The sequence below is a fragment of the Phaeobacter sp. JH20_26 genome (assembly GCF_048056275.1).
GTDB lineage: Bacteria > Pseudomonadota > Alphaproteobacteria > Rhodobacterales > Rhodobacteraceae > Phaeobacter > Phaeobacter bryozoorum.
Genome location: NZ_JAYMWL010000026.1, coordinates 162,810 through 187,651 on the forward strand (window position 1 = coordinate 162,810; position 24,842 = coordinate 187,651).

Consider the following 24,842-nt stretch of genomic DNA (forward strand, 5'->3'; position numbering starts at 1 on the left):
TTGTGGTGGCGAGCGTCCGGGCCTGTGTCAACCGTGGTTCAGCGTACGAACACACGGCTGGGGTGCAGCTCGCCGGATTTGTAATGACCAACTGCGACCGCAAGCCCATCCAGCGAGGCCCAAGCCTCTTCCCCGTATTCCACGTCAGAGGCAAGCACCATTCCGGGATTGCCATTGCGCAGTTTCGCCGCGCCTTCGGGAGTACAGGTCAGCTGCGGCAGATCCGCGAGACCTTCCTCCAGCGGGCGCAGAAACCCATCCAGATCCGGGGATTTGGCCATTTCATCCAGAGTTTCTAGGCTGATGCCATCCTCGGCATCAAACGGCCCGGACCAGATACGGCGCAGACATTTCACATGGCCATGACATCCAAGTGCCGCGCCCAGATCCCGCGCGATCGACCGGACATAGCCGCCCTTGCCACAGGTCATCTCAAGCACGACATGGTCCGCATCCGGCCGGTCCACCAGGATCAGCTCCTCCACCCAGAGCGGGCGAGCTGCGAGCTCGATATCCTCGCCGTCGCGGGCGAGTTTGTAGGCGCGCTGGCCGTCCACCTTCACGGCTGAGAACTTCGGCGGCACCTGCATGATATCACCTAGGAATTGCGGCAGGGCCGCAATGATATCTTCGTCGCTCGGGCGGGTGTCGCTGCTGGCGATTACCTCGCCTTCGGCATCATCGGTATTGGTCGCCTGACCAAGCCGCACGGTAAAGGTATATGCCTTAAGTGCGTCGGTGATATAGGGCACGGTCTTGGTCGCTTCACCTAGGGCCACCGCCAGGACGCCGGTCGCCTCGGGATCGAGCGTGCCGGCATGGCCCGCCTTCTTGGCGTCAAAGGCCCAGCGGACCTTGTTCACAACCGCAGTGGACGTCAGCCCCGCAGGCTTGTCGACCACCAGCCAGCCGGAAATATCGCGCCCTTTGCGTTTGCGTCCCATGTCATACCCCAATGTCATCGTCGGTGAGAGAGGCGCGCGGGGTAGCCCAGCTGTCAGGGCCTGTCAATCGCGCGTAGCTCCGAAATCCACCCGCGTGGGGCCCGGTTTGCGTCGGCGCCCTGTACGGTCTCAGTTCGTGGTCGCGTCCGGCTGCGTCCTGTCGGCCACGACGCCAACCACCGGCCCCATCATGAAGCCGGCATCACTCCGGTTGATCTGGGGCGCGTGCAGCCGTGAAATATTGCCGTCGAAATACAGCGCGCTCGGCAGGCCCAGGTGGTCTCGGAACAGGCTGCCGAACTGGTGAAAGGTGACAGCGTTACGCGAAATCGCAAAAACCACCCGCTGCCCGTCGGCACTGGTCCCGACCCCATTGCGAATGAAATATGAGGTCGAGTCCGGTAGAAACCGCGGATGCAGCGCGCCTTCAATCACCAGCATCGGGCCCGATTGCGTGGCATAGCGGCATTGCGGGCCGGTTTTGGCAAAGGTCAGCGTTTCGATCACATCCGTGCGGGTTTCGCCGATGCACAGCACGCCATTTGGCAGCAGGCCAAAATTTCCGGGGCCGGGCGTGGTGACCAGCCGCATCTCTTCGGCATCGCCGTCCTGATACAATCCAACCGGCGAGCGATCGCGGTGGTACATGCCTGCATTGGTGGCAAAGGGCAGCGTCTGCCCCTTGGCCTCCAGCTCGCTTTCGATTGTTGAGAAATGCCCGTAGATCTCGCCTGCATCATTCTTCAGAAACAGGCGTAGTTCGTCTTTCGTCACATCGACGTCGCAGATCGTGTAGCGGTTGCCCTCATAGGCGATGTCGCGGCAGTCCACTGCCGCAGCAGGCGCTGCCAAAAAGGCCAGCGCCACACCCATCGCCCAGCGAATCACTCGCCCGTGTCGCGGCGCACCGCGTCCTGCGACAGCATCCTGCGGGTGTCATCCATCCGGTCAAAGGTGTCGTCCAGCTGAAACCGCAGTTCCGGCGTGAACTTCAGCGCCAGCTTCTTGCCGATGATCCGGCGCAGTTCACCCTTGTTGCGGGCCATTAGCTTGAGCGTTTCCTCCTGCCCCTTGCCGCCCAGTGGCAGCACATAGGCGGTCGCAATACGAAGATCGGGTGAGGTGCGGACCTCGCCGACGGTGATCGACAGCCGGTTCAGTTCGGGATCATGCAGGTCGCCGCGCGCAAAAATCTCGGACAGGGCGCGGCGAATCAATTCGCCGACGCGGAGCTGACGTTGTGAGGGCCCGGTGCCCTCGTGGAGTTTGTTCTTAGCCATATATCCGATTTATGCCGAAAGCAGGGCTTTGCCAAGCGCAGCACAAGCGGTTAGGACAAAACCTGCACGAAACAGATCATCCGCGATCCAGCGCACAGACGAGGACCCCTGACATGGCAGATAGCAGCACGGATACACCCGGCATCGTGATCACCGGTGCCTCTGGTCGGATGGGCCAGATGCTGATCCGCACCATCATGGAGCACCCTGGCGCGCGTCTCGTTGGCGCGGTTGAGCGTGAGGGGCATGACTGGATCGGCCAGGACGTGGGCCTTGCCATGGGCGGGGCCGAGATCGGCGTCACGGTGACGGATGATGCGCTCGCAGCTTTTGCCAGGGCGCAGGCGGTGATTGATTTCACCAGCCCCGAGGCGACGATTGCCTTTGCCGAACTGGCGGCGCAGGCCCGAGCGGTCCATGTCATTGGCACCACCGGGATGAGCGATGCGCAGATTGCGCAGTTGGAACCGGCCTCGCGTCACTCGGTGCAGATGCGCGCCGGCAATATGAGCCTCGGTGTAAACCTGCTGGTACAGCTCACCAAGAAAGTCGCAGCCGCGCTCGACGAGGATTTCGATATCGAAGTGATCGAAGCCCACCATCACCATAAGGTCGACGCGCCATCGGGTACGGCCCTTATGCTGGGGGAGGCCGCCGCCGAGGGGCGCGGTGTGACGCTGGCGGATGTGACCGACAGCGGGCGCGACGGCATCACCGGCGCGCGCAAGCGCGGCGACATCGGCTTCAGCGCCATTCGGGGCGGCGATATCGTTGGCGAACACGACGTGCTGTTTGCCGGTCAGGGAGAGCGCATTGTTCTGCGCCATCTGGCAACCGATCGCGCGATCTTTGCCCGCGGCGCCATCAAAGCTGCGCTTTGGGGGCAGGACAAGCAGCCGGGCCAATATGACATGCTCGACGTTCTGGGTCTCTGAGCTTCAGCGCCGTCAGGGCGGATAACCCTATAAACAGGCCTAGCCTCGGTCTGTCAGGCGTCAGAAATCGATGGCGATGCCCTTCTTTTCCCAGTCGCCGTAGCGCGCGGGATCGGGGCCGTCCCGACCGCCAAGTTCAACCGGGCGCTTGGCGGCTTCGGCCTCAGCAGCTTTGCGCCGCTCCGCAGCCTCTGCCAGCGCGCGCTGCGCGGCGGGGGGCAGCGGCTGGGCTGCTACTTGGGTCTTGGATTTATTAGCGTCACTCATGCCGGCTTCCCTTGTTGTCGTTCTATGATATACGCCCGCGTCCGGCGTCGACAACCCATCGCGCCGCTGCCCCTATTGTCAGGAGACCCGCATGTCCAATGCAAGCCAAGCCCGCCGCCGTGCCATTCACCTGCTGGATCAGGTGCTGGGAGAGGGCAGGCTGTTGTCGGAATGCTATGCAGCGGGTGCGCTGGATAAACTGCCGACAGAGGAACGCGCGCGCAGCCAGCGCCTGGCAACAGATACGTTGCGCAATCTCGAACGTGCCGACCGCATCCTGCAGAAACACTTGAAAAAATCGACACCGCTCACCGTGCATAACGCGCTGCGCATTGGCACGGTTGAATTATGTCAGGGCGGCGCGGCGCATGGGGTGGTGAATGATATGGTGGGGATCATTTCTGGCCATCGTCGCCACGGAAAACTGAAGGGGCTGGTCAACGCGGTCTTGCGCAAGGTGGCAGAGCAGGGGCCGGCCGAATGGGCCAAGCTGCGGGTGCCACGCCTGCCGAAATGGCTGCGCAGCCCGCTGTCGCAGGCCTGGGGTGCTCCCGCGATGCTTGCGATCGAGGCTGCGCATCTGGCGGGCGCGCCGCTGGATCTGACCGCTAAACCGGACGCCGACCTGTCTGCGCTGGACGCCACGAGGCTGCCGACAGGATCCTATCGCATCCACGGGTCCGTGCAGGTTTCTGGTCTGCCAGGGTTCGAGGGGGGCGACTGGTGGGTTCAGGATGCCGCCGCAGCGTTGCCGGCGCAGCTGCTGGCCGCCCAGCCCGGCGAATCGGTGCTTGATCTCTGCGCGGCGCCGGGTGGCAAGACCATGCAGATAGCCGCGGCTGGCGCCACGGTGACCGCCGTCGACCAATCCGCAGGCCGCATGGCACGGCTTTCGGAAAATCTCGCCCGGACCGGGCTGACCGCTACGGTGGTTGTCGGCGATGCCTTGGAGCAGACCGGTGCATATGATGCGGTATTGCTGGATGCACCTTGTTCGGCCACCGGTACGATCCGCCGCCATCCCGATCTGCCCCATGCCAAGGACGGCAGCGGCTTTGGCGCGCTGATTGAGTTGCAGGCACAGATGCTTGCCCATGCCTGGAGCCTCGTGAAACCCGGTGGACGGTTGATCTATTGCACCTGTTCGCTCCTGCCGGATGAGGGCGAATGCCAGGTAGAGGATGCCTTGGAAATGTTTCCCGACATGTCGGTTGGCACTCGACTGCAACAGCTGGACGGGATCGTCGCTGACTGGATCACCGAAGAAGGCGGCTTGCGCTTGCGCCCGGATTACTGGCCCGAGTTGGGCGGCATGGATGGGTTTTACATGGCGGAGCTGCGCAAGGCCGACTGAGACCGGCAACCCCTTGCCGATACTGCCCTGAGGCATCTGCCGCATTATCGGTGACTTGCCCGGTAACCGCCGCTATGCTCGGCGCAAAACGCCCCGGAAAATTTCTCTGGCGTGAGGCAAGAGAGCATGTCCCGATACGATAGAATGGCGCGGCGCGGCACCCGCCTTTTGAACCGCTATTACGCAAGGCGCGCCCGTCGGCAGCCCGGTGCCACGGCCTTTGTGTCGCAGCCTGAGCCGCGCACCATTGGCAGTTTTGCCCGTGGGCGTCAGCTGGTGGCGGGCAATCTTCTGTTTGCAGGCTATCTCGTCGAATCGCCCACGACCGGTCTTTGGGATGTTGTGGCACCTGACCTCGCCTTTGATGCGGAACGCCACGGGTTTGCCTGGCTGGATGATCTGGCCGCTGTCGGTGATTTTCGCGCCCGCGAAAAAGCGCAGCTCTGGGTCTGGGGCTGGATCGAGGCTCACGGCAATGGCACCGGACCGGGCTGGTCGCCGGATCTGACCGGCCGCCGCGTGATCCGCTGGATCAATCATGCACTGTTTCTGCTGGCTGCGCGTGATGCAAAGCAATCCGAGGCATTCTTTGGCGCCCTGTCCCGCCAGACGTGGTTCCTGTCGCGGCGCTGGCAGGGGGCCTCACCCGGATTGCCACGTTTTGAAGCGTTGACCGGGCTGATCTATGCCGGTCTGGCACTCAAGGGGCACGAAGATCAGGTCGATCCGGCCCTGAAAGCCCTCGCCGAGGAATGCGCCAGCCAGATCGACGATCAGGGCGGGCTGCCGACCCGTAACCCGGAGGAACTGCTGGAAGTCTTCACCCTGCTCACCTGGGCTGCCGCGGCGCTGCAGGATGTCGGACGCGGGGTTCCACCAGCACAGGTCGCAGCAATTGAACGGATTGCACCGACCCTGCGTACTTTGCGCCACGCCGATGGCGGACTGGCGCGCTTTCACGGCGGCGGGCGCGGGCTTGAGGGACGGCTCGATCATGCGCTGGCAGCGAGCCATGTCACCAAGCGCCATGCCGACGGGCTTGCAATGGGCTATGCCCGGCTCTCCGGGCGGCGCACCTCTGTCATCATTGACGCCTCTGTGCCGCCCAAGGGGCGCGCCTCATGGAACGGTCATGCCTCCACGCTGGCATTCGAACTGACCTCAGGCCGCCGCCCGCTGATCGTGAACTGCGGCTCTGGCGAAACCTTTGGCGTAGAATGGCGCCGTGCCGGGCGCGCCACGCCGTCGCATTCGACGCTGTGCATCGAGGGCCACTCAAGCGCCCGTCTCTCCACTCCGGAACGGGGGAGTGGACATGAGCTGATGACAGAAGCCCCGGATAACGTGCCGCTTGATGTATCGGATCTGGAAGATGGCTATCGGTTCCAGGGTGGGCACAACGGATATGAGCGTCATTTCGGCCTGACCCACGCGCGCACGTTGGAGCTCGCCATGGATGGCCGTGGCCTTGCGGGCGAGGACATGTTGCTGGCGCTGGACACGACGAACAAAAGACGCTTTGACAAGGCGATGGATGCCCATTCCCTGAGCGGCATCGGCTTTGAGATCCGCCTGCATCTGCACCCCGACGTGGACGCAGCCCTTGACTTGGGGGGCGCAGCAGTATCCATGGCGCTCAAGAGCGGGGAGATCTGGGTGTTCCGTCATGATGGGACCTGCGAATTGAAGCTGGAGCCCAGCGTGTACCTGGAAAAAACCCGCTTGAAGCCGCGTGCGGCAAAACAGATCGTTCTCTCCGGGCGGGCAATGAATTATGCCACGCGCATCCGGTGGACGCTCAGTAAGGCGCAGGAGACTGCCGTTGCCGTGCGAGACCTGAACCGGGACGACCCCGCGTTAACCGACTGAGCCTGAAAAGGACCGCCCTGCCATGACCGACCTTCACCCCGTACGCCGTGCGCTGCTTTCCGTATCCGACAAGACCGGGTTGATCGACCTGGGTAAGGCCCTGGCGGCACGCGGCGTTGAGCTGCTCTCAACCGGCGGGACGGCCAAGGCGCTGCGCGAGGCAGGCCTGACCGTGAAAGACGTGTCCGAGATCACCGGTTTTCCTGAGATGATGGATGGTCGGGTGAAGACGCTGCACCCGATGGTGCATGGCGGTCTGCTGGCGCTGCGGGACAACGACACGCATGTGGCTGCGATGGAGGAACATGGCATCGGTGCCATCGACCTTCTGGTGGTGAACCTCTATCCATTTGAGGAAACCGTGGCCAAGGGCGGCGACTACGACAGCTGCATCGAGAACATCGACATCGGCGGTCCGGCAATGATCCGCGCCGCCTCCAAGAACCACCTGTTCGTGAATGTTGTGGTGGATGTCGAGGACTACGAACCGCTGCTGGCAGAGCTGGACAAAAACGACGGCCAGACCTCCTATGGCTTCCGTCAGTGGTTGGCGCAGAACGCCTATGCTCGCACAGCCGCATATGATGCGGCGGTGTCGAACTGGATGGCCGGCGCGCTGAAGCTTGAGGCGCCGCGCCGCCGCGCCGTTGCAGGGCAACTGGCCCAGACCCTGCGCTATGGTGAGAACCCTCATCAGCAGGCGGCGTTTTACCTGGATGGCTCCGCCCGCGCAGGTGTCGCCACCGCACAGCAGGTGCAGGGCAAGGAACTGTCCTATAACAACATCAATGACACCGATGCCGCCTTTGAGCTGGTCAGCGAGTTTGCCCCCGCTGATGGCCCCGCCGTGGCTATCATCAAACACGCCAACCCCTGTGGAGTGGCCCGTGGCGCAACACTGAAAGAGGCCTATCAGAAAGCCTTCGACTGTGACCGGACCTCGGCCTTTGGCGGTATTGTCGCGCTGAACCAGCCGCTGGACGGCGAAACCGCTCAAGAGATCGTCCAGATCTTCACCGAAGTCGTCATCGCCCCCGGTGCCTCGGAAGAGGCAAAGGCGATTTTCGCCGCCAAGAAAAACTTGCGTCTGCTGCTGACCGATGGTCTGCCCAACCCGCAGGATACAGGTCTGACCACCCGTCAGGTCTCCGGCGGTATGCTGGTGCAGGACAAGGACGTCGGCCACCGCGCCATGGACGACCTGAAGGTGGTCACTGAAAAGGCCCCGACTGAAGAACAGATGCAGGATCTGCTCTTTGCCTGGAAGGTGGCGAAACATGTGAAATCCAACGCCATCGTCTATGTCAAATCCGGCCAGACTGTTGGTGTTGGTGCAGGTCAGATGAGCCGTCTGGACAGTGCCACCATCGCAGGCGTCAAGGCGCAGCGCATGGCTGACGCGCTGGAATTGCCCGAAAGCCTCGCCAAGGGATCAGCGGTGGCGTCTGATGCGTTCTTCCCCTTTGCCGACGGCCTGTTGGAAGCGGCAGCGAATGGCGCAACCTGCGTTATCCAGCCCGGTGGTTCCATGCGAGATGACGAGGTGATCAAGGCCGCCAATGACGCCGGTCTGGCGATGGTCTTCACCGGCATGCGCCATTTCCGCCACTAGACACCGTTGACGCCGATCGGACCAGTTTGGTCCGGTCGGCCATCCGAAACCCCGTCAAGAGGAGCCGCGCTATGCGAGCCAAAGTGATGATCTGGGCAGCGGTATTGGCGTTGCTTGCGGATCAGATCAGTAAATATCTGGTGGTTCGGGTCATGGATGTGGCCAATCGCGGCGGCATTGACGTGCTGCCGCCGCTGCTGCGGTTCCGCTATGGTGAAAATACGGGCATCAACTTCGGCCTGTTCGGCGGCGGCACTGACACCACACGCTGGATCCTGATCGGGCTGTCTCTGGTGATCTGCCTGGTGCTGGTGATCTGGATCTCGCGCCTGCCTGCCAATGCCCGCGTCATGCAACTGTCCGCCGGGCTGGTCATCGGCGGCGCGCTGGGCAATGTCGTCGACCGGCTGCTCTATGGCTATGTGCTCGATTTCCTCAATATGTCCTGCTGCGGCATCGACAATCCCTTTGTCTTCAATGTGGCGGACATCTTTATCTTTGCGGGAGCGGCCGGCTTGATCCTATTTGACGGGCGGCAGAAAAACCCTGCGTGACCTCGCTGGGTAAATACGATAAAAGCGGCTCAAACAGGCAGGAGTAACGGGTCATGCGGATCCCTTTTGGTGTGATTGTTCTGATGGGCGCGCTGGCCGTATCTGCCTGCGGGCAAAAAGGGCTGCGTGATCTGCGCCCCTCCGGAACCGGCCCGGATGAATTTATGGTCCTGCCTGCCAAACCGCTGGAAGAACCGACCAGCTACAAGACGCTGCCGCAGCCGACGCCGGGCGCGGCCAACCTTACCGACCGCAACCCCAAGGGCGAAGCCGTCGCCGTGCTCGGCGGAAATGCCGCAGCGCTGGTTCCCGGTGATGGTGTCCCCGCCAGCGATGGCGCCTTGGTCACTGCCGCCAGCCGCTATGGCGTCGATCCCGAGGTCCGTGCGGATCTCGCCGCGCGCGATGCAAAGAAGCGCAAGCGTGAAAACCGCACGGCACGGTTCAAGCTGTTCCCTGTTGACCGCTACCAGGACGCCTATAAACGCGAGGCGATTGCGCCGGATGTGGTCAGCGAACGATTCCGCCGTGCCGGATTCGAGACCCCGTCGGCCCCGCCGGCAGAGTAACGCCGAGTCGGCAGTTTTCGGGGTTATGTGGCGATCACAAAAACGCCATTTCCCTTGCACATGCCCCCCTAGAGCGTAGTTTGATGCCAGCGATGTTGGTCCGTTTTATGGATCAATGCCAATGATATGTCGTCGGATCGGACCTGCTGCTTTGCACGCCCCCACACGGACAGGGTGGCGTATAGCATTGCCCATCGCGGGCAGGTGGCCCTGTCTGACCGGCTGCATTTGTCTATTTTGACGCTACCGGTCTACCCATTGCCGCTGGCGTACCGCAAAAAAGGAGATCACCAATGATCCCCCCTATGAAACCCGTGATCCGCCGGATCATCAGGGCCAGCGCGCTTGTTGCAGCCCTCGTAGCCATGGATTTGGCGACTCTGAGGTCCGGCAACTTTGTTCAGACAGCGCAGGCACAGGGCGCCGATGCGCCGAACGATGCAAGCGACATGGTCACAAGCTTTGTGCTGGACAATGGCATGCAGGTGGTCGTGATCGAAGATCATCGCGCGCCCGTTGTTCAGCATATGGTCTGGTACCGCGCCGGTTCCGCCGACGAACCTGTGGGCCAATCCGGCGTGGCGCATTTCCTCGAACACCTGCTGTTCAAGGCCACCGATACGATGGAGGCCGGAGAGCTGTCAGCCACGGTTGCGGCCAATGGCGGGCGGGACAATGCTTTCACCAGCTATGACTATACCGCCTATTTCCAGCGTGTCGCAGCGGATCGCCTGGGGCTGATGATGCAGATGGAAAGCGACCGCATGGTCAATATCCGCCTGACCGAACAGGATATCGAAACCGAACGCGAAGTCATTCTGGAGGAACGCAATCAGCGCACCGACAGCGAGCCGCGCGCGTTGTTTCGTGAGCAGTTGAATGCGGCGCAGTATCTCAACCATCGCTACGGGCAGCCGATCATTGGCTGGCGCCATGAGATGGAAGAGCTGGACATGGCAGATGCGCTGTCCTTTTACGGGACATACTACGCCCCCAATAATGCGATTCTGGTGGTCTCCGGTGATGTCGATCCCGCAGAGGTGCGTCGCCTTGCCGAGGAGAGCTATGGCAAGATCCCGGCCAACCCGGAGCTGCCCGAACGGCTCCGCAGCAAGGAGCCTCCGCAGACCGCTGCCCGCCGCATTATCTTCAAAGATCCGCGTGTGGCGCAGCCCTTTGTCCAGCGCTCCTATCTGGCGCCTGAACGTGACGGTGGTGCGCAGGAACGCGCAGCGGCGCTATATCTTCTGGCCGAACTATTGGGCGGCGGCAGCACGTCGTATCTGACCAATGCGCTACAGTTCGACCAGCAGGTGGCAGTCTATACCGGGGTTTTCTATTCCGATGTCTCGCTGGACGACACCACCTTCGACTTTCTGATCGTGCCGGGGGCGGACATCAGCCTTGAGGATGCCGAGGCCGCGCTTGATGCGACCTTTGCCCGGTTCCTCGAAGAGGGCGTCGATGAGGCACAGCTGGAGCGGATCAAACTGCAATTGCGTGCCGCCGAAGTTTATGCCCGCGACAATGTCGACGGGATCGCAAACCGCTATGGTCGGGCGCTGGCCTCGGGACTGACGGTTGAGGATGTGCAGGCCTGGCCCCGCATCCTGCAATCCATCACGGCGGATGAAATCATCGCAGTTGCCCGCGAAGTGCTGCGACCGGAGGTCTCGGTGACCGGCTGGATGATGCGAGATGAAGAGGTAAGCCAATGAAGGCGATAAAGCTCATCACGGCGGTAATGGCCGTCTGTTTCTTCGCCCTGCCTGTCTGGGCAGAGGTGAAAATCAAGGAGGTCACCTCTCCCGGTGGCATCACCGCCTGGCTGGTCGAGGATCACAGCATCCCCTTTACCGCGCTGGAACTGCGGTTTCGCGGTGGCACATCGCTCGACAAACCGGGAAAGCGTGGCGCGACCTATCTGATGGCCGGCCTGTTGGAAGAGGGCGCCGGACCCTTGCCTGCCCAGGACTACGCCCGCGCGCTGGAAAGCCTGGCGGCGGGGTTCTCCTATGATGCAGACAAGGATACCGTGTCCATTTCGGCGCAATTCCTGAGCGAGAACCGCAATCAGGCGATTGATCTGCTGCGTCAGACCATCCACGAGCCGCGCTTTGATCAGGATGCACTGGACCGGGTGCGTGCGCAGGTCCTCGCCGGACTGCGTTCCGATGCGAAAGATCCCAATGACATTGCCGGGCGGGTGTTCTCGCAGATGGCTTTTGGCGATCATCCCTACGGCACCGAAGGAAACGGGACCATCGAGAGCGTGACCGCCCTCACCCGACAGGACATGTTTGATGCGCATGAAGCGGTCTTTGCCCGCGACCGGCTCTACGTCGGGGCGGTGGGGGATATCACCGAGGCGGAATTGGGAGCGCTTCTCGATACTTTGCTGGCGGATCTGCCAGCGGAAGGCGCGCCAATTCCGGGACCTGCAGATGTCACGATCGAAGGGGGCGTGACTGTTGTTGACTACGACACGCCCCAATCGGTGGCGCTGTTTGGTCATATCGGCATCAAGCGCGACGACCCGCGGTATTTTGCGGCCTATCTGCTGAACCAGATCCTCGGTGGGGGATCTTTTGACAGCCGCCTGATGTCGGAGGTGCGCGAGAAACGCGGCCTCACCTACGGTGTCTACAGCTACCTGGTTCCGCGTGATCTTGGTGCTGTCTACATGGGCTCCGTCGCCTCGGCCAATGGCAAGATCGCCGAGACGGTTGAGGTGATCCAGACCGAATGGGCGAAGCTGGCAGCCGAGGGTGTAACGGAGAAGGAACTGGCGGATGCAAAGACCTATCTGACCGGGGCCTACCCACTGCGCTTTGATGGCAATAGCCGGATCGCGTCCATTCTGGCGGGCATGCAGATGGATGACCTGCCCATTGATTACGTCGCCACCCGCAATGACAAGGTGAATGCAGTGACATTGGACGAGATCAACAAGGTGGCAGCGGAGATCCTGCTGCCGGATCAGCTGCATTTCATCGTGGTGGGTCGACCTGAAGGTCTGCAATCCACCAACTGAGCTGGGCTGGCGGGATATCAAACGGAAAAAAGGGCGCTACCATTTCTGGTAGCGCCCTTTTTGCAGGATATGGCGGGTGCAGCCCCTTTGGGCTGCACCCATCGGCTTATTCGCCGTAGGGGATCCAGATGTTCTTTACCTCGGTTGCGGCTTCGAGGAAGCGGCGGCTGTGGTCCGACGTCCAGTCCAGCGCCATGCCATTGTTGACCCATGTACGCTTGAGATTACCGGCGGAGGCAGCTTCGATCGCGGCGGAGAGGTCAGAGGAGGAGAAGCTCCAGACAGCATCTACATTGAGATGGGCGGCCAGCGGTTCGGCCAGTTCGGCGTGACGGCCGGTCAGGATATTGACGACGCCACCGGGCAGATCGGATGTGTCCAGCACCTGATAGAAGTCGGTCGCCGCCAGCGGGTAGGCCTCGGATGCGGCCAGGACCACGCGGTTGCCCATTGCAATGGCGGGTGCCAGCACCGAGATCAGGCCCAGCAAGGGGGCCTCATCCGCGCAGAGTGCGCCGATCACCCCAACAGGTTCCTTCATCGCCAGGGCCACACCGCGGATTGGCACACCATGGGCCTGCCCGTCGTATTTGTCGGCCCAGGCAGCGGCGGTGAACAGGCGCTGGATCGAGGTTTCGACCTCCTGCGCGCCTTGGGACTTGCCGGTCATCCGGTCGATCCGATCGGCAAATTCGCCAGCCCGCGCAGATAGGTTTTCGCCGATGTAGTAAAGGATCTGCGCGCGCAGATGGCCCGTCGTCTTGGCCCAGCCATTGGCCCCGGCTGCGGCTTCCACGGCGTTGCGAACGTCCTTGCGGTTGCCGAGGCCAACGTGGCCCAGCAGCGCGCCGGATTTGCCATGGATGGCTTTGGAATAGCCGCCATCCGGGCGCGCCTGCTTGCCACCGATATAGAGTTTTGCGGTGCGGTCCACGGCATCAACCGGTGCACCTTCACCGTCAAAACCCTTGATCTGGTCAAGAGCTTTGACCTTGCCCTTTGGCTTGGTGTAGGCGCCAAGCCCTTCCCAGCCGCCTTCACGGCCAAAGCCGCTTTCACGGGTGCCGCCAAATCCTGCGGCCGCATCAAAGAGATTGGTTGCATTGACCCAGACCACGCCGGCAACCAGTTTGGGGGCGATGTCCAGCGCGAGATTGACGTTTTCAGTCCAGAGCGTCGCCGCCAGACCGTAGCGGGTGTTATTCGCCAGTTCTACAGCCTCGGACGGGGTGCGGAAGGTGGTCGATACCAGAACCGGACCAAAGATCTCCTCCTGCATCAGCGTGTCGGAGGGCGCCAGACCTTCGATGAGGGTGGGCGGGTAGAAACACCCGCGCTCCGGCACATCGATCTGCGCCTGATACATGCGGCCGGCCGAATTGGCGGCAACCATCTCGCTGATGGTGGTCAGCTGCACCGGGTCGACAATGGCGCCGATGTCGATGCTCTTGTCCAGCGGATTGCCGATGCGCAACTTGTCCATCCGTGCGCGTAGTTTCCTGTGGAAACGGTCGGCGACGCCTTCCTGAACAAGAAGTCGCGAGCCGGCGCAGCAGACCTGTCCCTGATTGAACCAGATTGCATCAACGAGACCTTCAATGGCGGAGTCGATATCGGCGTCGTCAAAGACGATGTAGGGAGATTTGCCGCCCAGCTCCAGCGTCAGTGCCTTGCCGCTGCCTGCGGTGGCTTCGCGAATGCGGCGGCCGACGGCGGTGGACCCGGTAAAGGCGATCTTGTCGACTTCGGCCCCGACGATCATCTCCCCCACGGCGCCATCGCCTGTCACGATGTTCACAACACCCTTGGGCAGGCCCGCCTGACGGCAGATATCAGCAAACAGCAGGGCGGTAAGCGAGGTGTATTCCGCAGGTTTCAGCACCACAGTATTGCCCATGGCCAGGGCCGGCGCGACCTTCCACGCCAGCATCAGCAGCGGAAAGTTCCAAGGGATGATCTGCCCACAGACACCCAGCGCCTCACGGTCGGGCAGTTCGCTTTCCATCAGCTGGGCCATGCCTGCGTGATAGTAGAAATGGCGCTGCGCCAGCGGCACATCAATGTCGCGGCTTTCGCGGATTGGCTTGCCGTTATCCAGCGTTTCCAGAACCGCAAACAGGCGCGCGTGTTTTTGCATCAGTCGCGCGATGGCATAGAGATAGCGTGCGCGGCCGGCGCCGCCGAGGGCAGCCCATTTGCCCTGCGCCTTGCGCGCCGCGGCAACAGCGCTGTCGACATCCGACTGGCTGGCCTGGGTCAATGTGGCCAGAACCTCGCCGGTTGCCGGATTCTTGCTGTCGAACCCGTCGCCGGGTGCGGTGAAGTCGCCGTCGATGAAATGGCCGAACCGGGCGCCCTGATCCACCAGCCAGGCCAGCGCCTCAGCTGCACTTTCGGGGGCGGGGCCATAGGTCATGGTGTCGAAAATCTCTTTGATAGTCATGTGTCGAGCCTTGTGTCTGTCGCTGCTTGCCCGGATCCGGAAGCGGGCCGGAGGCCCTTCAGGCATCCGGGGGTGGCATCTGAAGGTTAGGCCAGCGCGTGGCGGTAGCCGGCGGAATAGGCGCCGGTGACATGGTGTTCGAGCTGCCGTTCGATATCGCCCAGCAGGCTGGACGCGCCAAAGCGGAACAGATCCGGCTGCAGCCAGCGGTCGCCCAGCTCGTCCTTGATTAGCGAAAGATATACCAGCGCATCCTTGGCCTTTGAGATCCCACCAGCGGGTTTGTAGCCAACGCGGTAGCCGGTGCGCTCGTGATAGTCGCGGATGGCGCGGATCATGACCAGGCTGACCGGCAGCGTGGCGTTGACGCTTTCCTTGCCGGTCGAGGTCTTGATGAAATCAGCACCCGCCATCATGCAGATCAGCGAGGCACGCGCAACGTTACGCAATGTGCCCAGCTCTCCGGTGGCGAGGATGGCCTTTACATGGGCGTCGCCACAGGCCTCGCGGAAGGCTTTCATCTCATCATAGAGAGCCTGCCAATTGCCGGACAGCACGTGACGACGGGAGATCACGATATCAATCTCCTTGGCCCCGGCCTTCACACTTTCTTCGATCTCGGCGAGGCGCAGGTGAAACGGCGACAGGCCGCCGGGGAAACCCGTAGACACGGCGGCCACCGGAATACCCGTGCCCTCCAGCGCGTCGACAGCGGTTTCGATCATGTCGTGGTAGACGCAGACCGCGCCGGTGGTGATCGGCTCCATGCCGAGCGCGGTCATCAGGTCGCTGCGCACGGGCTGGCGCGCCTTGGCACAAAGCCGTTGCACACGCCCCACGGTGTCATCACCGGAGAGTGTGGTCAGGTCAATCAGCGTGATCGCCTTCAGCAGCCAGGCCGCCTGATAGTCTTTCTTGACGCTGCGCCGACCTGGCAGCGTGGCACAGCGACGTTCGATGGCGGAGGTGTTTGCCTCAACCCCAAGCGCCCAGTCCAGATCCAGCTCCATGCCGGGGTTACGCGGTTCGCCCACCTGCGGCAGCTGCGCGGTGTGCTCTGCAATTTGGCTTTCCATGCCGGGAATCCTCATTCGAGTTCGGTGCGAAAATCGCACGACCACCCAAGCTTGGCAAGCAAGGGCAGGGTGGTCTGGGGTAAAATTTTGACTGTTTGGACAAAAATTATCTATTTTTGCGAACCGTTCTCATTTCTTTTTGCGAATAAGTCGCATTTTCATTGACAGGACATCGCTGAGCGCTCTTATTGATGTCAGATGACAATTAGAGGATCAGCTCCATGCGTTCGACGCTCAGCACATCAATGAAGATCGCCCACAAGCTGGTGCTGGCTGCTGTGATGGCCTTTGTCGGGCTCGTTGCCACGACGTTCGGCAGCTCAGACGGCTCTGCTGCGCGGGCGGATGCCCCGCTGAAAGTGGTGGCAACAACTGGCATGATCGCCGATGCCGCCCGCCAGGTTGGCGGTGATGCAGTCGAGGTGCGCGCCCTGATGGGACCGGGGGTAGACCCGCACGCCTATCGGCAGACACGGTCCGATATCGTGGCGATGACCCGTGCAGATCTGGTGCTGTGGCACGGTCTCTATCTTGAGGCACAGATGGAAGAGTTCTTCCACGATCTGGCGCGCAAACGCACGGTGGTTGCCGTCGCCGACGGTCTGGACAAGGACAAGCTGCGCGGCCATGACGCCTATGCAGATAAATATGACCCCCATGTCTGGATGACCCCGGCCCTGTGGAAGGACATGGTCGCAGAGGTTCAGGCGGCGCTGAGTGATGCGCGTCCGGATCAGGCCGATCTTTTTGCAGCCAATGCAGCGGCGCATCTGGCAGAGCTGGATCAGCTCATCGCCTACGGCAACGACATCCTGGCCCAGGTGCCGGTCGAAAATCGGGTGCTGGTCACGGCGCATGATGCCTTTGGGTATTTTGGCCGTGACTTCGGGTTTGAGGTGCTGGGCATTCAAGGCATCTCCACCCAATCCGAAGCCGGCCTCAATCGCATTGGCGCGCTGGTCGATATGCTGGTGGCGCGTCAGATCTCTGCCGTCTTTGTCGAAAGCTCGGTTTCGGATCGTTCGATGCGTGCCCTGATCGAAGGGGCAGCGGCGCAAGGCCATGAGGTTCGCATCGGCGGAGAGCTGTTCTCCGACGCGATGGGCGCCGATGGCAGCTATGAGGGCACCTATGTCGGGATGCTGGATCATAATATGACCACTATCGCGGCTGCTCTTGGCGCCAAGGTTCCACCTAAGGGCATGTCCGGTCGCCTGTCCGGTGCCGGATTTTGAAGGGAACCGATGAGATGAGCGTGGAACTGGCCCGCGACAATGGCGCGCCCACTGCCGCTGAGGGAATCACCCACAGCCTTGACAGGTCGCCGCTGGCCATCAGGGGGCTGACCGTAACCTACGGCGAGAAGCCAGCCGTTTTCTCTGTCGATATGACAGTGGAGCCGGGACGGATGACGGCCATCATCGGCCCGAATGGAGCTGGTAAATCGACCTTGCTGAAGGCCGCGCTTGGCATCGTGCCGCCGGTTTCAGGGCGGGTGCAGGTCTTTGGCAAGCCGCTGGACAGCCAACGGGCCCGCATTGCCTATGTCCCGCAACGGGCCAGCGTCGACTGGGATTTCCCGACACGGGTGATTGACGTTGTAATGATGGGGCTCTACCGCGAGCTGGGCCTGCTGGGCCGCATCACCGGACGCCATCGCACCGAGGCGCAGGCCTGTCTGGACCGTGTTGGGATGGGCGATTTCGCCACCCGCCAGATTGGCCAGCTGTCCGGGGGTCAGCAGCAACGGGTCTTTCTGGCGCGGGCGCTGGCTCAGGGAGCAGATCTTTATCTGCTGGACGAACCCTTTGCCGGTGTCGATGCCGCGACCGAGAAGGCCATTATCGCGGTGCTGAAACAGCTGCGCGCAGATGGCAGGACAGTGGTTGTGGTGCATCACGATCTTGCCACCGTCGGCGAGTATTTCGACAATGTCTTCCTGATCAACACACGCAAAGTCGCAGAGGGTCCGGTTGCACAGGCCTTTACCGCCGAAACCCTGCAAAGCGCCTATGGCGGACGGTTGGCCACTGCGCAGGTTGACCAGCTGGCCGTGGCACCGGGATCTATTCTCCCACAGAGCGGCGGGCCATTCTGATGCTTTGGGACGCCCTGCTGCTGCAAATGGGCTATAATGCGACGCTGGTCGCAATTGGCGCCACATTGCTTGGCATCGCCGCCGGCATCACCGGAACCTTCCTTTTCCTGCGCAAACGGGCGCTGGTCAGCGATGCCATCAGCCATGCCACCTTGCCCGGTGTCGGGCTTGCCTTTCTGGTAATGGTCGCGCTTGGCGGCGATGGTCGCAATCTGGCCGGTCTGCTCCTTGGGTCGGCACTCTCGGCGATGGCCGGGCTGTGGTGCCTCAACTGGCTGACCCGCCGTACCCGTCTGGCCGAGGACGCCGCGATTGGCGCCGTGCTCTCCGTGTTCTTCGGGTTCGGCATCGCGATCCTGACGGTGATCCAGACGCTGGGGGTGGGCCGTCAGGCCGGGCTGGAGGGGTTCCTGCTTGGCTCTACGGCAGGCATGTTGTGGAACGATGCGCTGGTGATTGCGGGAGGTGGCGCGGCCACGCTGCTGTTGATTCTGCTGCTGCGGCGCCCGATGACCCTGGTGGCCTTTGACCCTGAGTACGCCTCGTCACAGGGTGTCTCCGTCTCCCGTATCGACATGATGATGATGGGGCTGGTGATGGCTGTCACCGTTGTCGGGCTGAAAATCGTCGGCCTGATCCTGATCGTGGCGCTGCTGATCATCCCGGCCGTCACCGCCCGGTTCTGGACCGAGCGGTCCGATCTGGTGGTGCTGCTGGCTGGCGGTGCCGGCGGGCTGTCAGCCTATCTTGGTGCGGCGGTATCTGCATCGGCGCCGAACCTGCCCACCGGACCTATCATCGTCCTGATGAGCTTTGGCCTCTTTGCCCTGTCGCTTCTGCTGGCTCCCAATCGCGGGGTGCTGGCGGCTGTGCTGCGCCATCGGCGGTTTCAGCGCCGGGTTCATCTGCGCCAGGGGCTGCTGGCATTGGCGCAGGATCAGGTGATCTATGAGCCGCTGACCCTGCGATTGCTGCGCCAGCGTGGCCTCTTACGCGCCGATGGGGTGCCCACGGAACAGGGCCGCGCCCGCGCCGCCAAGGCGCTGCGAGACGAACATCGCTGGGCGCTGGTGCGGAGCGACCAGACACATGAGGCGGCAGCGGCGCTATATGATGGGCTGCGCGAGATAGAGACGGTTCTGACTGCCGACCAGATTTCCGACATTGACCGCCGCATGGGCGGCCCCCGTGAGGTTCTGCCATGAGCGGCGCTGAATTTGTCCCGTTGTCCCTGACACCTCTGCTGATCGGTGTCTTTGCCGCCGTCGCCTGTGCGCTGCCGGGGAATTTCCTGCTGCTGCGTCGGCAGGCGCTGATTGGTGATGCCATCAGCCATGTTGTTCTACCGGGTATCGTTGTTGCTTTCCTCCTGACCGGGGTGATCGCAGCGGGTCCGATGATGCTGGGGGCCGCTGGAGCCGCCATCGTTGCCGTGGTTGTGATCGAACTGATCCGCCGCCTTGGCCGGATCGAGCCGGGGGCCGCCATGGGCGTGGTCTTCACCACCATGTTCGCAGGCGGGGTCTTGCTGCTGGAGCAGACCGATACATCGGCGGTTCATCTGGATGTGGAACACGCGCTCTACGGCAATCTCGAAAGCCTGATCTGGCTTGATGCCACCGGCTGGGAATCGCTGCTGGATCCGGTGGCGCTCAGCTATTTGCCGACCGAGCTGTTGCGCATGGGTCTGACCTTGATCGGGGTCACCGTCTTTATCGCGCTGTTCTGGCGCCCTCTTAAGATTGCGACCTTTGATGAGGGGTTTGCCCGCACGCTGGGTATCCGCACCGATCTGTTGGGGCTGGGGTTGGTGATCACTGCTGCAATCGCCGCCGTTGCGGCCTTTGATGCGGTGGGGTCGATCATCGTGATCGCGATGTTCATCTGCCCGCCGGCCGCTGCGCGGATGATGTCGAACCAGCTGGAGGGTCAGCTGGGCTGGAGCGTCGGGTTTGCCGTGGTTTCAGCGGTTGTCGGCTATGTCCTGGCGGGCTATGGCCCGCTCTGGCTTGGCGCTGCGGACGCCGTAAGCGCCGCCGGGATGATCGCAACGGTTTCGGGTCTGTTGCTGGCGATTGCGGCACGGTTCGGCCCGTGCCGCCACCGGGCCGGGGCGCCAGCAGGGGTCTGATCAACAGGCCGCTGACCGCGCCCGACAGGACGGATTGCGGCTGGAAGAATCGCGCGGCGGCATGCTAAATATTGCGGCATGGCATATGCAGACCCCCAAATCAGCGACAGTTCACAACCGATCATCCGGCAGCTTGATGACAGTGCCATCAACCGCATCGCTGCGGGAGAAGTGGTCGAACGCCCTGCTTCGGCGGTCAAGGAACTGGTGGAAAACGCCATTGATGCGGGGGCCTCTCGGATCACCATCGACATCGCGGATGGTGGCAAGACGCTGATCCGGGTGACCGATGATGGCTGCGGCATGGCACCCGCAGATCTGCCGCTGGCGCTGTCGAGACATGCCACCTCCAAGATCGACGGCTCTGACCTGCTGAACATCCATACCTTCGGCTTTCGCGGTGAGGCGCTGCCATCGCTCGGCGCTGTCGGACGGTTGAGCATTACCAGCCGCGCCAAGGGACACGAGGCCGCGAGGATTCGCGTCGCCGGTGGCCAGATGGAGCCGGTGAAACCTGCCGCCCTGCGCGCAGGCACCGTGGTTGAGCTGCGGGATCTGTTCTACGCCACGCCCGCCCGGCTGAAGTTCATGCGCAGCGACCGCGCCGAGACGCAGGCCATTGGCGACGTCATCAAGCGGCTGGCGATGGCGGAACCATCGGTTGGCTTTACCTTGCGTGATGTCTCCGGCGGCGGTGAGGGGCGGGTGACCTTTCGCGCGGACCCGCTGTCGGGTGATCTTTTCGATGCGCTGCACGGGCGGCTCACGACGGTTCTGGGGCGCGAATTTGCGGAAAACGCGCTCAAGATTGATGCCACCCGAGAGGGGGTCCGGCTTTTTGGCTATGCGGCCTTGCCGACCTATTCGCGGGGCGCCGCGGTGGCGCAGTTCCTCTTTGTGAACACCCGACCGGTTAAGGACAAGATGCTGACCGGTGCCCTCAGGGCGGCTTATTTCGATTTTCTCAGCCGCGACCGCCACCCGGCAGCGGCGCTGTTTCTGGACTGCGATCCGGCGCTGGTTGATGTGAACGTCCACCCCGCGAAGTCCGAGGTCCGGTTTCGCGATCCCGGTGTGGCGCGGGGTCTGATCGTCTCAGCGCTGCGCCATGCGCTGGCGGAGGCCGGTCATCGGGCCTCGTCCACGGTTGCGGGCGCGACCCTAGGGGCGATGCGCCCAGAAGCCACCTCGTCAGATCCGGCCGGCGCTGGCGGCCCGCGGATCTACCAGATGGATCGGCCGTCAATGGGCGCGCGCAGCCTTTCTTATGCAGCCCAGCAACCAGAGAGCTTCGCACCTGCTCCCGCTCATCCGGCGCAATCGGTATCGCCCGGCTTTGCTGAGCTGGCCAGCGCCTATAGCGGCCGTGTGACAGAGGCGCCCAAAGGTGCGATGGCCCCGGGTCAGCCCTCGGACAGACCCGAAACCTCCGCGCCCGGGGCCGAGCATCTGCCGCTTGGTGCCGCACGCGGGCAGGTGCATGAGAACTACATCATTGCCCAGACTGCCGACGGTATGGTGATCGTCGATCAGCACGCCGCCCATGAACGGCTGGTCTACGAGAAGCTGAAACGCCAGATGGCCGAGACCGGCGTCGCTGCGCAGGCCCTGCTGATCCCCGAGATCGTCGAGCTTAGCGAGGGGGATTGTGCCCGTATCCTGGCGGTGGCCGATGATCTGGGCCGCTTTGGTCTGGGCATCGAAGCCTTCGGTGGCGGCGCCATCGCTGTGCGTGAAACCCCGGCCATACTCGGCACTGTCAATGCCGCAGCGATGGTGCGCGATATCCTTGATGAGCTGGATGATCAGGGCGAAAGCCAGCTGGTTCAGGCCAAGATTGAAGCCATCCTCAGCCGGGTTGCCTGCCATGGGTCCATCCGCTCGGGCCGCTGGATGCGCGGCGAGGAAATGAACGCCCTGCTGCGCGAAATGGAAGCAACGCCGCATTCCGGACAGTGCAACCACGGGCGTCCCACCTATGTCGAGCTGAAACTGGCCGATATCGAACGTCTGTTCGGGCGGAGCTGATGGAGTCGGTCCTGCTCTTGCTGGAGCGCGCAGAGCCGCAGATGCTGGTGCTTCTGGGGATTGGTGGTCTGATGATGGTGGGGCTCGTCATGCTGCTGCGCAGCCATGCACGCGCTGCCGCGAGCATGGACCCGATCGCACAGCAGATGGCTCATCTGGGACAAAGCGTTCAGCAGTTGCGCGGCGGGCTACAGCATGTCTCCGACGCGCAGGCCAACGCGCAGATGCAGATGATCCAGACCGTTGAGACCCGGCTCGGCGCTGTGCAGCAGCAGGTCAACGACCGTCTCTCCGACAACGCGCTGCGGCAGGCCCGCGCGCTGGCCGAGATGCAGGAGCGCTTGCAGGAGAGCCTGCACGGGTCGACCAAACGCACCGTCACCTCGCTCACTCAATTGCAGGAGCGGCTGGCGGTGATTGACAAGGCGCAGGACAATATCACGAAGCTGTCGGGTGATGTCCTGGGGCTTCAGGACATCCTGGCAAACAAGCAGACGCGCGGCGCTTTTGGTGAAATCCAGCTGAATGATATCGTCTCCAAGGCGCTGCCCTCTGACAGCTATGCCTTTCAGCACACGCTGAGCAACGGCAAGCGCGCCGATTGCCTGATCCATCTGCCCAATCCCCCCGGTCCGATCGTGATCGACAGCAAATTTCCGCTGGAACCCTATGAGGCGCTGCGCAACGCCGAGACCCCGGAGCAGCGCGCTAGCGCCTCGCGCCAGCTGAAGGCGGCATTGCGGGGCCACATCCGGGCGATTTCAGAGAAATACATACTGGAGGGCGAAACGGCGGATGGCGCGCTGATGTTCCTGCCCTCCGAGGCTGTTTATGCCGAACTCCATGCCAATTTTTCCGACATTGTGCGTGAGGGCTTCTCCGCCAAGGTCTGGATCGTTTCGCCAACCACCTGCATGGCCACGCTGAACACGATGCGCGCCATTCTAAAGGATGCGCGGATGCGCGAACAGGCCGGCGCGATCCGCAGCGAGCTGGGGCTTCTGCATAAGGATGTCGAACGTCTGGGCGACCGGGTGGGTAATCTGGACCGCCATTTCGGCATGGCGGCAAAGGACATCGCGGAGATCAAGATCAGCGCTGACAAGGCCGGACGCCGGGCGCAGCGGCTGGACAACTTCGACTTTGAAGAAATTGCCCCGACATCAGCTGGCATCGGTCAGCCCCCCGATCCGGTGAATGTCGTTCCGCTGGGGCGTTCCGATAGCTGATGCAACAGACCACCATCGCTCCCCTGCTGAACACGGCCTCAATCGCGGCAGAGCGGCTGGTGTCGGTTCTGCGGATCGCGGTGACGCTGGGCCTGTTTGCCGTATTCGTGGTGACGATGGCGGGGGTGGATTTCAGCTCTCTGGCGCCCTTCCTGCATCGTCAGCTGCTGTTTGCGCTATTGACGATGTTTGCCTATCTGACCCTCGGTATCGTTACCTTTGCTGCGACGACATTCGGGTGGTTCCGGCCCTGGATGTCCTGGATCAGCGTGACGGCGGACTGTGCCTTTCTGCTCTTCAATGTCTGGTTCAGCCTTGAGAACAGCAACTACCCCGGAGGCGTGGCGCTGCTGCTGCCGCCGGCCTGGCTGGTTCCGCTGGTGCTGGCCTACGGTGTCATGCGGATGGACCCGCGCCTGCAGCTGTATACGACGGTTCTGCTGACCGGTGGGCTGGGGATCCTGATCTTCTGGCCGGTGACCCGGCTGGATGTGGGGCAGATGGGCAGTCTGTACAGCGTGCTGGACAGCCCGGCAAACGTGATGAAGCTGACAATGATCCTGCTGGCCGGATTGGTCATGGTTGTGGCGGCTGCGCGGATGCGGCGATTGTTTTACCGGGAGCTGACGGCGGCCGAGGCGCGCGCCAACCTGACCCGCTATCTGCCGGCGCAGGTGGCCGATCAGCTCGCGGATGGCGGGCTTTCGGCGCTGCAACAGGGCCAGCGCCAGCCGATGGCCGTGATGTTTGTCGATATTCGCGGCTTTACCCGCTGGTCGGAATCACGTGATCCGCAGGAGGTCGGAGATTTCATCACCGCATTCCGCAATGAGGTGGAATTCAGCGCCACCCGGCATGGCGGAATGATCGACAAATATATGGGCGATGCGGCAATGCTGCTGTTTGATGATGCGCCTGTGGCGCGCGGCGGCGCAAATGGCGCCGCCCGGGCTCTGGCCTGTGCGGCGACGCTGAGCGAGGCCATTCACCGCTGGTCGGACCGGCGCGTCGCTGCGGGCGAGCCGCCGGTGGACATTGGCATCGGCGTTCACGCAGGTGAGGTGTTTTCTGGTGTTGTCGGCAATGCGGCGCGGCTGGAATATTCGGTCTTTGGAGATGCGGTCAACACCGCCTCCCGCCTCGAGCAGCACAGCAAGACCGTTCCGCAGACCATCATTGCCTCAGCCATTACGTTTGAGATCGCAGGTATCGCCCCCGCGCGCCAGCGTTGGGTTGCCCTGGCGCCGGTGACGTTGCGCGGGCGCAGCAGGCTGATCGAGATCTACGCCAAAGACAGCTGATCCGTCGCGCGCCGGCCTCCCCGGGGGCGCGGTCTGGCGGCTTCTGCGGTTCTTGCCCCAGATCAAGGACAGCCACGCGGCAATGGGGTCTGATCCTCATGAACAGCGCGGACAATGG

Annotated in this window: 21 protein-coding genes; 15 read left to right on the forward strand and 6 right to left on the reverse strand. The window is 62.6% G+C overall.

Going from position 1 to position 24,842, the window contains the following annotated elements:
- Positions 1 to 38 precede the first annotated feature (38 nt).
- From truB to rbfA, 3 genes are all read right to left on the reverse strand, one after another.
- A complete protein-coding gene (truB, locus tag VWY60_RS19645) occupies positions 39 to 944 on the reverse strand; it encodes a tRNA pseudouridine(55) synthase TruB (protein WP_416537645.1) in 906 nt (301 codons plus the stop codon).
- Between the two features lie 129 nt (positions 945 to 1,073).
- Positions 1,074 to 1,817 (reverse strand): phosphodiester glycosidase family protein, encoded by a 744-nt coding sequence (locus tag VWY60_RS19650; RefSeq protein ID WP_416534507.1) that lies wholly within the window; start codon positions 1,815 to 1,817, stop codon positions 1,074 to 1,076.
- Between the two features lie 11 nt (positions 1,818 to 1,828).
- Positions 1,829 to 2,224 (reverse strand): 30S ribosome-binding factor RbfA, encoded by a 396-nt coding sequence (gene rbfA, locus VWY60_RS19655; protein WP_340546895.1) that lies wholly within the window; start codon positions 2,222 to 2,224, stop codon positions 1,829 to 1,831.
- Between the two features lie 113 nt (positions 2,225 to 2,337).
- Here rbfA and dapB point away from each other — a divergent pair, with 113 nt between their 5' ends.
- Positions 2,338 to 3,159 carry a 4-hydroxy-tetrahydrodipicolinate reductase gene (gene dapB / locus VWY60_RS19660; RefSeq protein WP_340546894.1) on the forward strand — a complete coding sequence of 274 codons (822 nt, stop codon included), beginning with the start codon at positions 2,338 to 2,340 and terminating at the stop codon, positions 3,157 to 3,159.
- A gap of 60 nt (positions 3,160 to 3,219) precedes the next feature.
- Here dapB and VWY60_RS19665 read toward each other — a convergent pair whose 3' ends face one another.
- A complete protein-coding gene (locus VWY60_RS19665; protein WP_340546893.1) occupies positions 3,220 to 3,426 on the reverse strand; it encodes a DUF1674 domain-containing protein in 207 nt (68 codons plus the stop codon).
- Between the two features lie 91 nt (positions 3,427 to 3,517).
- Between VWY60_RS19665 and VWY60_RS19670 the strand changes: the two genes are divergently transcribed.
- The 7 genes from VWY60_RS19670 to VWY60_RS19700 all read left to right on the forward strand — a co-directional run bounded on the left by VWY60_RS19670 (position 3,518) and on the right by VWY60_RS19700 (position 12,418).
- Positions 3,518 to 4,780, forward strand: coding sequence for an RsmB/NOP family class I SAM-dependent RNA methyltransferase (locus tag VWY60_RS19670; RefSeq protein ID WP_416541513.1), 1,263 nt, complete (start codon positions 3,518 to 3,520; stop codon positions 4,778 to 4,780).
- A gap of 126 nt (positions 4,781 to 4,906) precedes the next feature.
- The gene (locus VWY60_RS19675) at positions 4,907 to 6,649 is read left to right on the forward strand and encodes a heparinase II/III family protein (RefSeq protein WP_416541514.1); all 1,743 of its coding nucleotides are present in this window, start codon (positions 4,907 to 4,909) and stop codon (positions 6,647 to 6,649) included.
- 22 nt (positions 6,650 to 6,671) lie between these two features.
- Positions 6,672 to 8,261, forward strand: coding sequence for a bifunctional phosphoribosylaminoimidazolecarboxamide formyltransferase/IMP cyclohydrolase (gene purH / locus VWY60_RS19680; RefSeq protein WP_416537640.1), 1,590 nt, complete (start codon positions 6,672 to 6,674; stop codon positions 8,259 to 8,261).
- Between the two features lie 71 nt (positions 8,262 to 8,332).
- Complete coding sequence (gene lspA / locus VWY60_RS19685; protein WP_340546889.1) at positions 8,333 to 8,815, forward strand: signal peptidase II; 483 nt, start codon at positions 8,333 to 8,335, stop codon at positions 8,813 to 8,815.
- Positions 8,816 to 8,868: 53 nt separating this feature from the next.
- Positions 8,869 to 9,384: a DUF3035 domain-containing protein gene (locus VWY60_RS19690; protein ID WP_416541515.1), complete on the forward strand. Its 516-nt coding sequence runs from the start codon at positions 8,869 to 8,871 to the stop codon at positions 9,382 to 9,384.
- Between the two features lie 293 nt (positions 9,385 to 9,677).
- On the forward strand, positions 9,678 to 11,102 hold the full coding sequence (locus tag VWY60_RS19695; RefSeq protein WP_416541516.1) for a M16 family metallopeptidase: 1,425 nt from the start codon (positions 9,678 to 9,680) through the stop codon (positions 11,100 to 11,102).
- On the forward strand, positions 11,099 to 12,418 hold the full coding sequence (locus VWY60_RS19700; RefSeq protein WP_416537637.1) for a M16 family metallopeptidase: 1,320 nt from the start codon (positions 11,099 to 11,101) through the stop codon (positions 12,416 to 12,418). The genes VWY60_RS19695 and VWY60_RS19700 overlap by 4 nt, the downstream gene beginning before the upstream one ends.
- A 106-nt stretch (positions 12,419 to 12,524) precedes the next feature.
- On the opposite strand, the gene VWY60_RS19705 is transcribed toward VWY60_RS19700, so the two are convergent.
- Complete coding sequence (locus tag VWY60_RS19705) at positions 12,525 to 14,861, reverse strand: aldehyde dehydrogenase family protein (RefSeq protein WP_416534494.1); 2,337 nt, start codon at positions 14,859 to 14,861, stop codon at positions 12,525 to 12,527.
- An 86-nt stretch (positions 14,862 to 14,947) separates the two neighbouring features.
- The gene (deoC, locus tag VWY60_RS19710; RefSeq protein WP_340546884.1) at positions 14,948 to 15,937 is read right to left on the reverse strand and encodes a deoxyribose-phosphate aldolase; all 990 of its coding nucleotides are present in this window, start codon (positions 15,935 to 15,937) and stop codon (positions 14,948 to 14,950) included.
- A gap of 281 nt (positions 15,938 to 16,218) precedes the next feature.
- Between deoC and VWY60_RS19715 the strand changes: the two genes are divergently transcribed.
- The 7 genes from VWY60_RS19715 to VWY60_RS19745 all read left to right on the forward strand — a co-directional run bounded on the left by VWY60_RS19715 (position 16,219) and on the right by VWY60_RS19745 (position 24,724).
- Complete coding sequence (locus VWY60_RS19715) at positions 16,219 to 17,172, forward strand: metal ABC transporter solute-binding protein, Zn/Mn family (protein ID WP_416541535.1); 954 nt, start codon at positions 16,219 to 16,221, stop codon at positions 17,170 to 17,172.
- A gap of 14 nt (positions 17,173 to 17,186) precedes the next feature.
- Positions 17,187 to 18,035, forward strand: coding sequence for a metal ABC transporter ATP-binding protein (locus VWY60_RS19720; protein ID WP_416534495.1), 849 nt, complete (start codon positions 17,187 to 17,189; stop codon positions 18,033 to 18,035).
- Positions 18,035 to 19,240 carry a metal ABC transporter permease gene (locus tag VWY60_RS19725; protein ID WP_416541517.1) on the forward strand — a complete coding sequence of 402 codons (1,206 nt, stop codon included), beginning with the start codon at positions 18,035 to 18,037 and terminating at the stop codon, positions 19,238 to 19,240. Before VWY60_RS19720 ends, VWY60_RS19725 begins: the two co-directional genes overlap by 1 nt.
- Positions 19,237 to 20,166: a metal ABC transporter permease gene (locus VWY60_RS19730; RefSeq protein ID WP_340546880.1), complete on the forward strand. Its 930-nt coding sequence runs from the start codon at positions 19,237 to 19,239 to the stop codon at positions 20,164 to 20,166. The genes VWY60_RS19725 and VWY60_RS19730 overlap by 4 nt, the downstream gene beginning before the upstream one ends.
- A 78-nt stretch (positions 20,167 to 20,244) precedes the next feature.
- On the forward strand, positions 20,245 to 22,194 hold the full coding sequence (gene mutL, locus VWY60_RS19735) for a DNA mismatch repair endonuclease MutL (RefSeq protein WP_340546879.1): 1,950 nt from the start codon (positions 20,245 to 20,247) through the stop codon (positions 22,192 to 22,194).
- Positions 22,194 to 23,423 carry a DNA recombination protein RmuC gene (locus VWY60_RS19740; protein ID WP_416541518.1) on the forward strand — a complete coding sequence of 410 codons (1,230 nt, stop codon included), beginning with the start codon at positions 22,194 to 22,196 and terminating at the stop codon, positions 23,421 to 23,423. Before mutL ends, VWY60_RS19740 begins: the two co-directional genes overlap by 1 nt.
- On the forward strand, positions 23,423 to 24,724 hold the full coding sequence (locus VWY60_RS19745) for an adenylate/guanylate cyclase domain-containing protein (RefSeq protein WP_416541519.1): 1,302 nt from the start codon (positions 23,423 to 23,425) through the stop codon (positions 24,722 to 24,724). The genes VWY60_RS19740 and VWY60_RS19745 overlap by 1 nt, the downstream gene beginning before the upstream one ends.
- Positions 24,725 to 24,842: the final 118 nt, after the last annotated feature.

Excerpts from the sequence above, each read along its gene's own strand:
- truB (WP_416537645.1), bottom strand. The coding sequence starts at position 944 with ATGGGACGCAAACGCAAAGGGCGCGATATTTCCGGCTGGCTGGTGGTC.
- VWY60_RS19745 (WP_416541519.1), top strand. The coding sequence starts at position 23,423 with ATGCAACAGACCACCATCGCTCCCCTGCTGAACACGGCCTCAATCGCG.
- VWY60_RS19690 (WP_416541515.1), top strand. The coding sequence starts at position 8,869 with ATGCGGATCCCTTTTGGTGTGATTGTTCTGATGGGCGCGCTGGCCGTA.
- rbfA (WP_340546895.1), bottom strand. The coding sequence starts at position 2,224 with ATGGCTAAGAACAAACTCCACGAGGGCACCGGGCCCTCACAACGTCAG.
- VWY60_RS19730 (WP_340546880.1), top strand. The coding sequence starts at position 19,237 with ATGAGCGGCGCTGAATTTGTCCCGTTGTCCCTGACACCTCTGCTGATC.
- VWY60_RS19665 (WP_340546893.1), bottom strand. The coding sequence starts at position 3,426 with ATGAGTGACGCTAATAAATCCAAGACCCAAGTAGCAGCCCAGCCGCTG.
- VWY60_RS19695 (WP_416541516.1), top strand. The coding sequence starts at position 9,678 with ATGATCCCCCCTATGAAACCCGTGATCCGCCGGATCATCAGGGCCAGC.
- lspA (WP_340546889.1), top strand. The coding sequence starts at position 8,333 with ATGCGAGCCAAAGTGATGATCTGGGCAGCGGTATTGGCGTTGCTTGCG.
- VWY60_RS19670 (WP_416541513.1), top strand. The coding sequence starts at position 3,518 with ATGTCCAATGCAAGCCAAGCCCGCCGCCGTGCCATTCACCTGCTGGAT.
- VWY60_RS19675 (WP_416541514.1), top strand. The coding sequence starts at position 4,907 with ATGTCCCGATACGATAGAATGGCGCGGCGCGGCACCCGCCTTTTGAAC.
- VWY60_RS19725 (WP_416541517.1), top strand. The coding sequence starts at position 18,035 with ATGCTTTGGGACGCCCTGCTGCTGCAAATGGGCTATAATGCGACGCTG.
- VWY60_RS19715 (WP_416541535.1), top strand. The coding sequence starts at position 16,219 with ATGGCCTTTGTCGGGCTCGTTGCCACGACGTTCGGCAGCTCAGACGGC.
- deoC (WP_340546884.1), bottom strand. The coding sequence starts at position 15,937 with ATGGAAAGCCAAATTGCAGAGCACACCGCGCAGCTGCCGCAGGTGGGC.
- VWY60_RS19705 (WP_416534494.1), bottom strand. The coding sequence starts at position 14,861 with ATGACTATCAAAGAGATTTTCGACACCATGACCTATGGCCCCGCCCCC.
- VWY60_RS19720 (WP_416534495.1), top strand. The coding sequence starts at position 17,187 with ATGAGCGTGGAACTGGCCCGCGACAATGGCGCGCCCACTGCCGCTGAG.
- VWY60_RS19700 (WP_416537637.1), top strand. The coding sequence starts at position 11,099 with ATGAAGGCGATAAAGCTCATCACGGCGGTAATGGCCGTCTGTTTCTTC.
- VWY60_RS19650 (WP_416534507.1), bottom strand. The coding sequence starts at position 1,817 with ATGGGTGTGGCGCTGGCCTTTTTGGCAGCGCCTGCTGCGGCAGTGGAC.
- mutL (WP_340546879.1), top strand. The coding sequence starts at position 20,245 with ATGGCATATGCAGACCCCCAAATCAGCGACAGTTCACAACCGATCATC.
- purH (WP_416537640.1), top strand. The coding sequence starts at position 6,672 with ATGACCGACCTTCACCCCGTACGCCGTGCGCTGCTTTCCGTATCCGAC.
- dapB (WP_340546894.1), top strand. The coding sequence starts at position 2,338 with ATGGCAGATAGCAGCACGGATACACCCGGCATCGTGATCACCGGTGCC.
- VWY60_RS19740 (WP_416541518.1), top strand. The coding sequence starts at position 22,194 with ATGGAGTCGGTCCTGCTCTTGCTGGAGCGCGCAGAGCCGCAGATGCTG.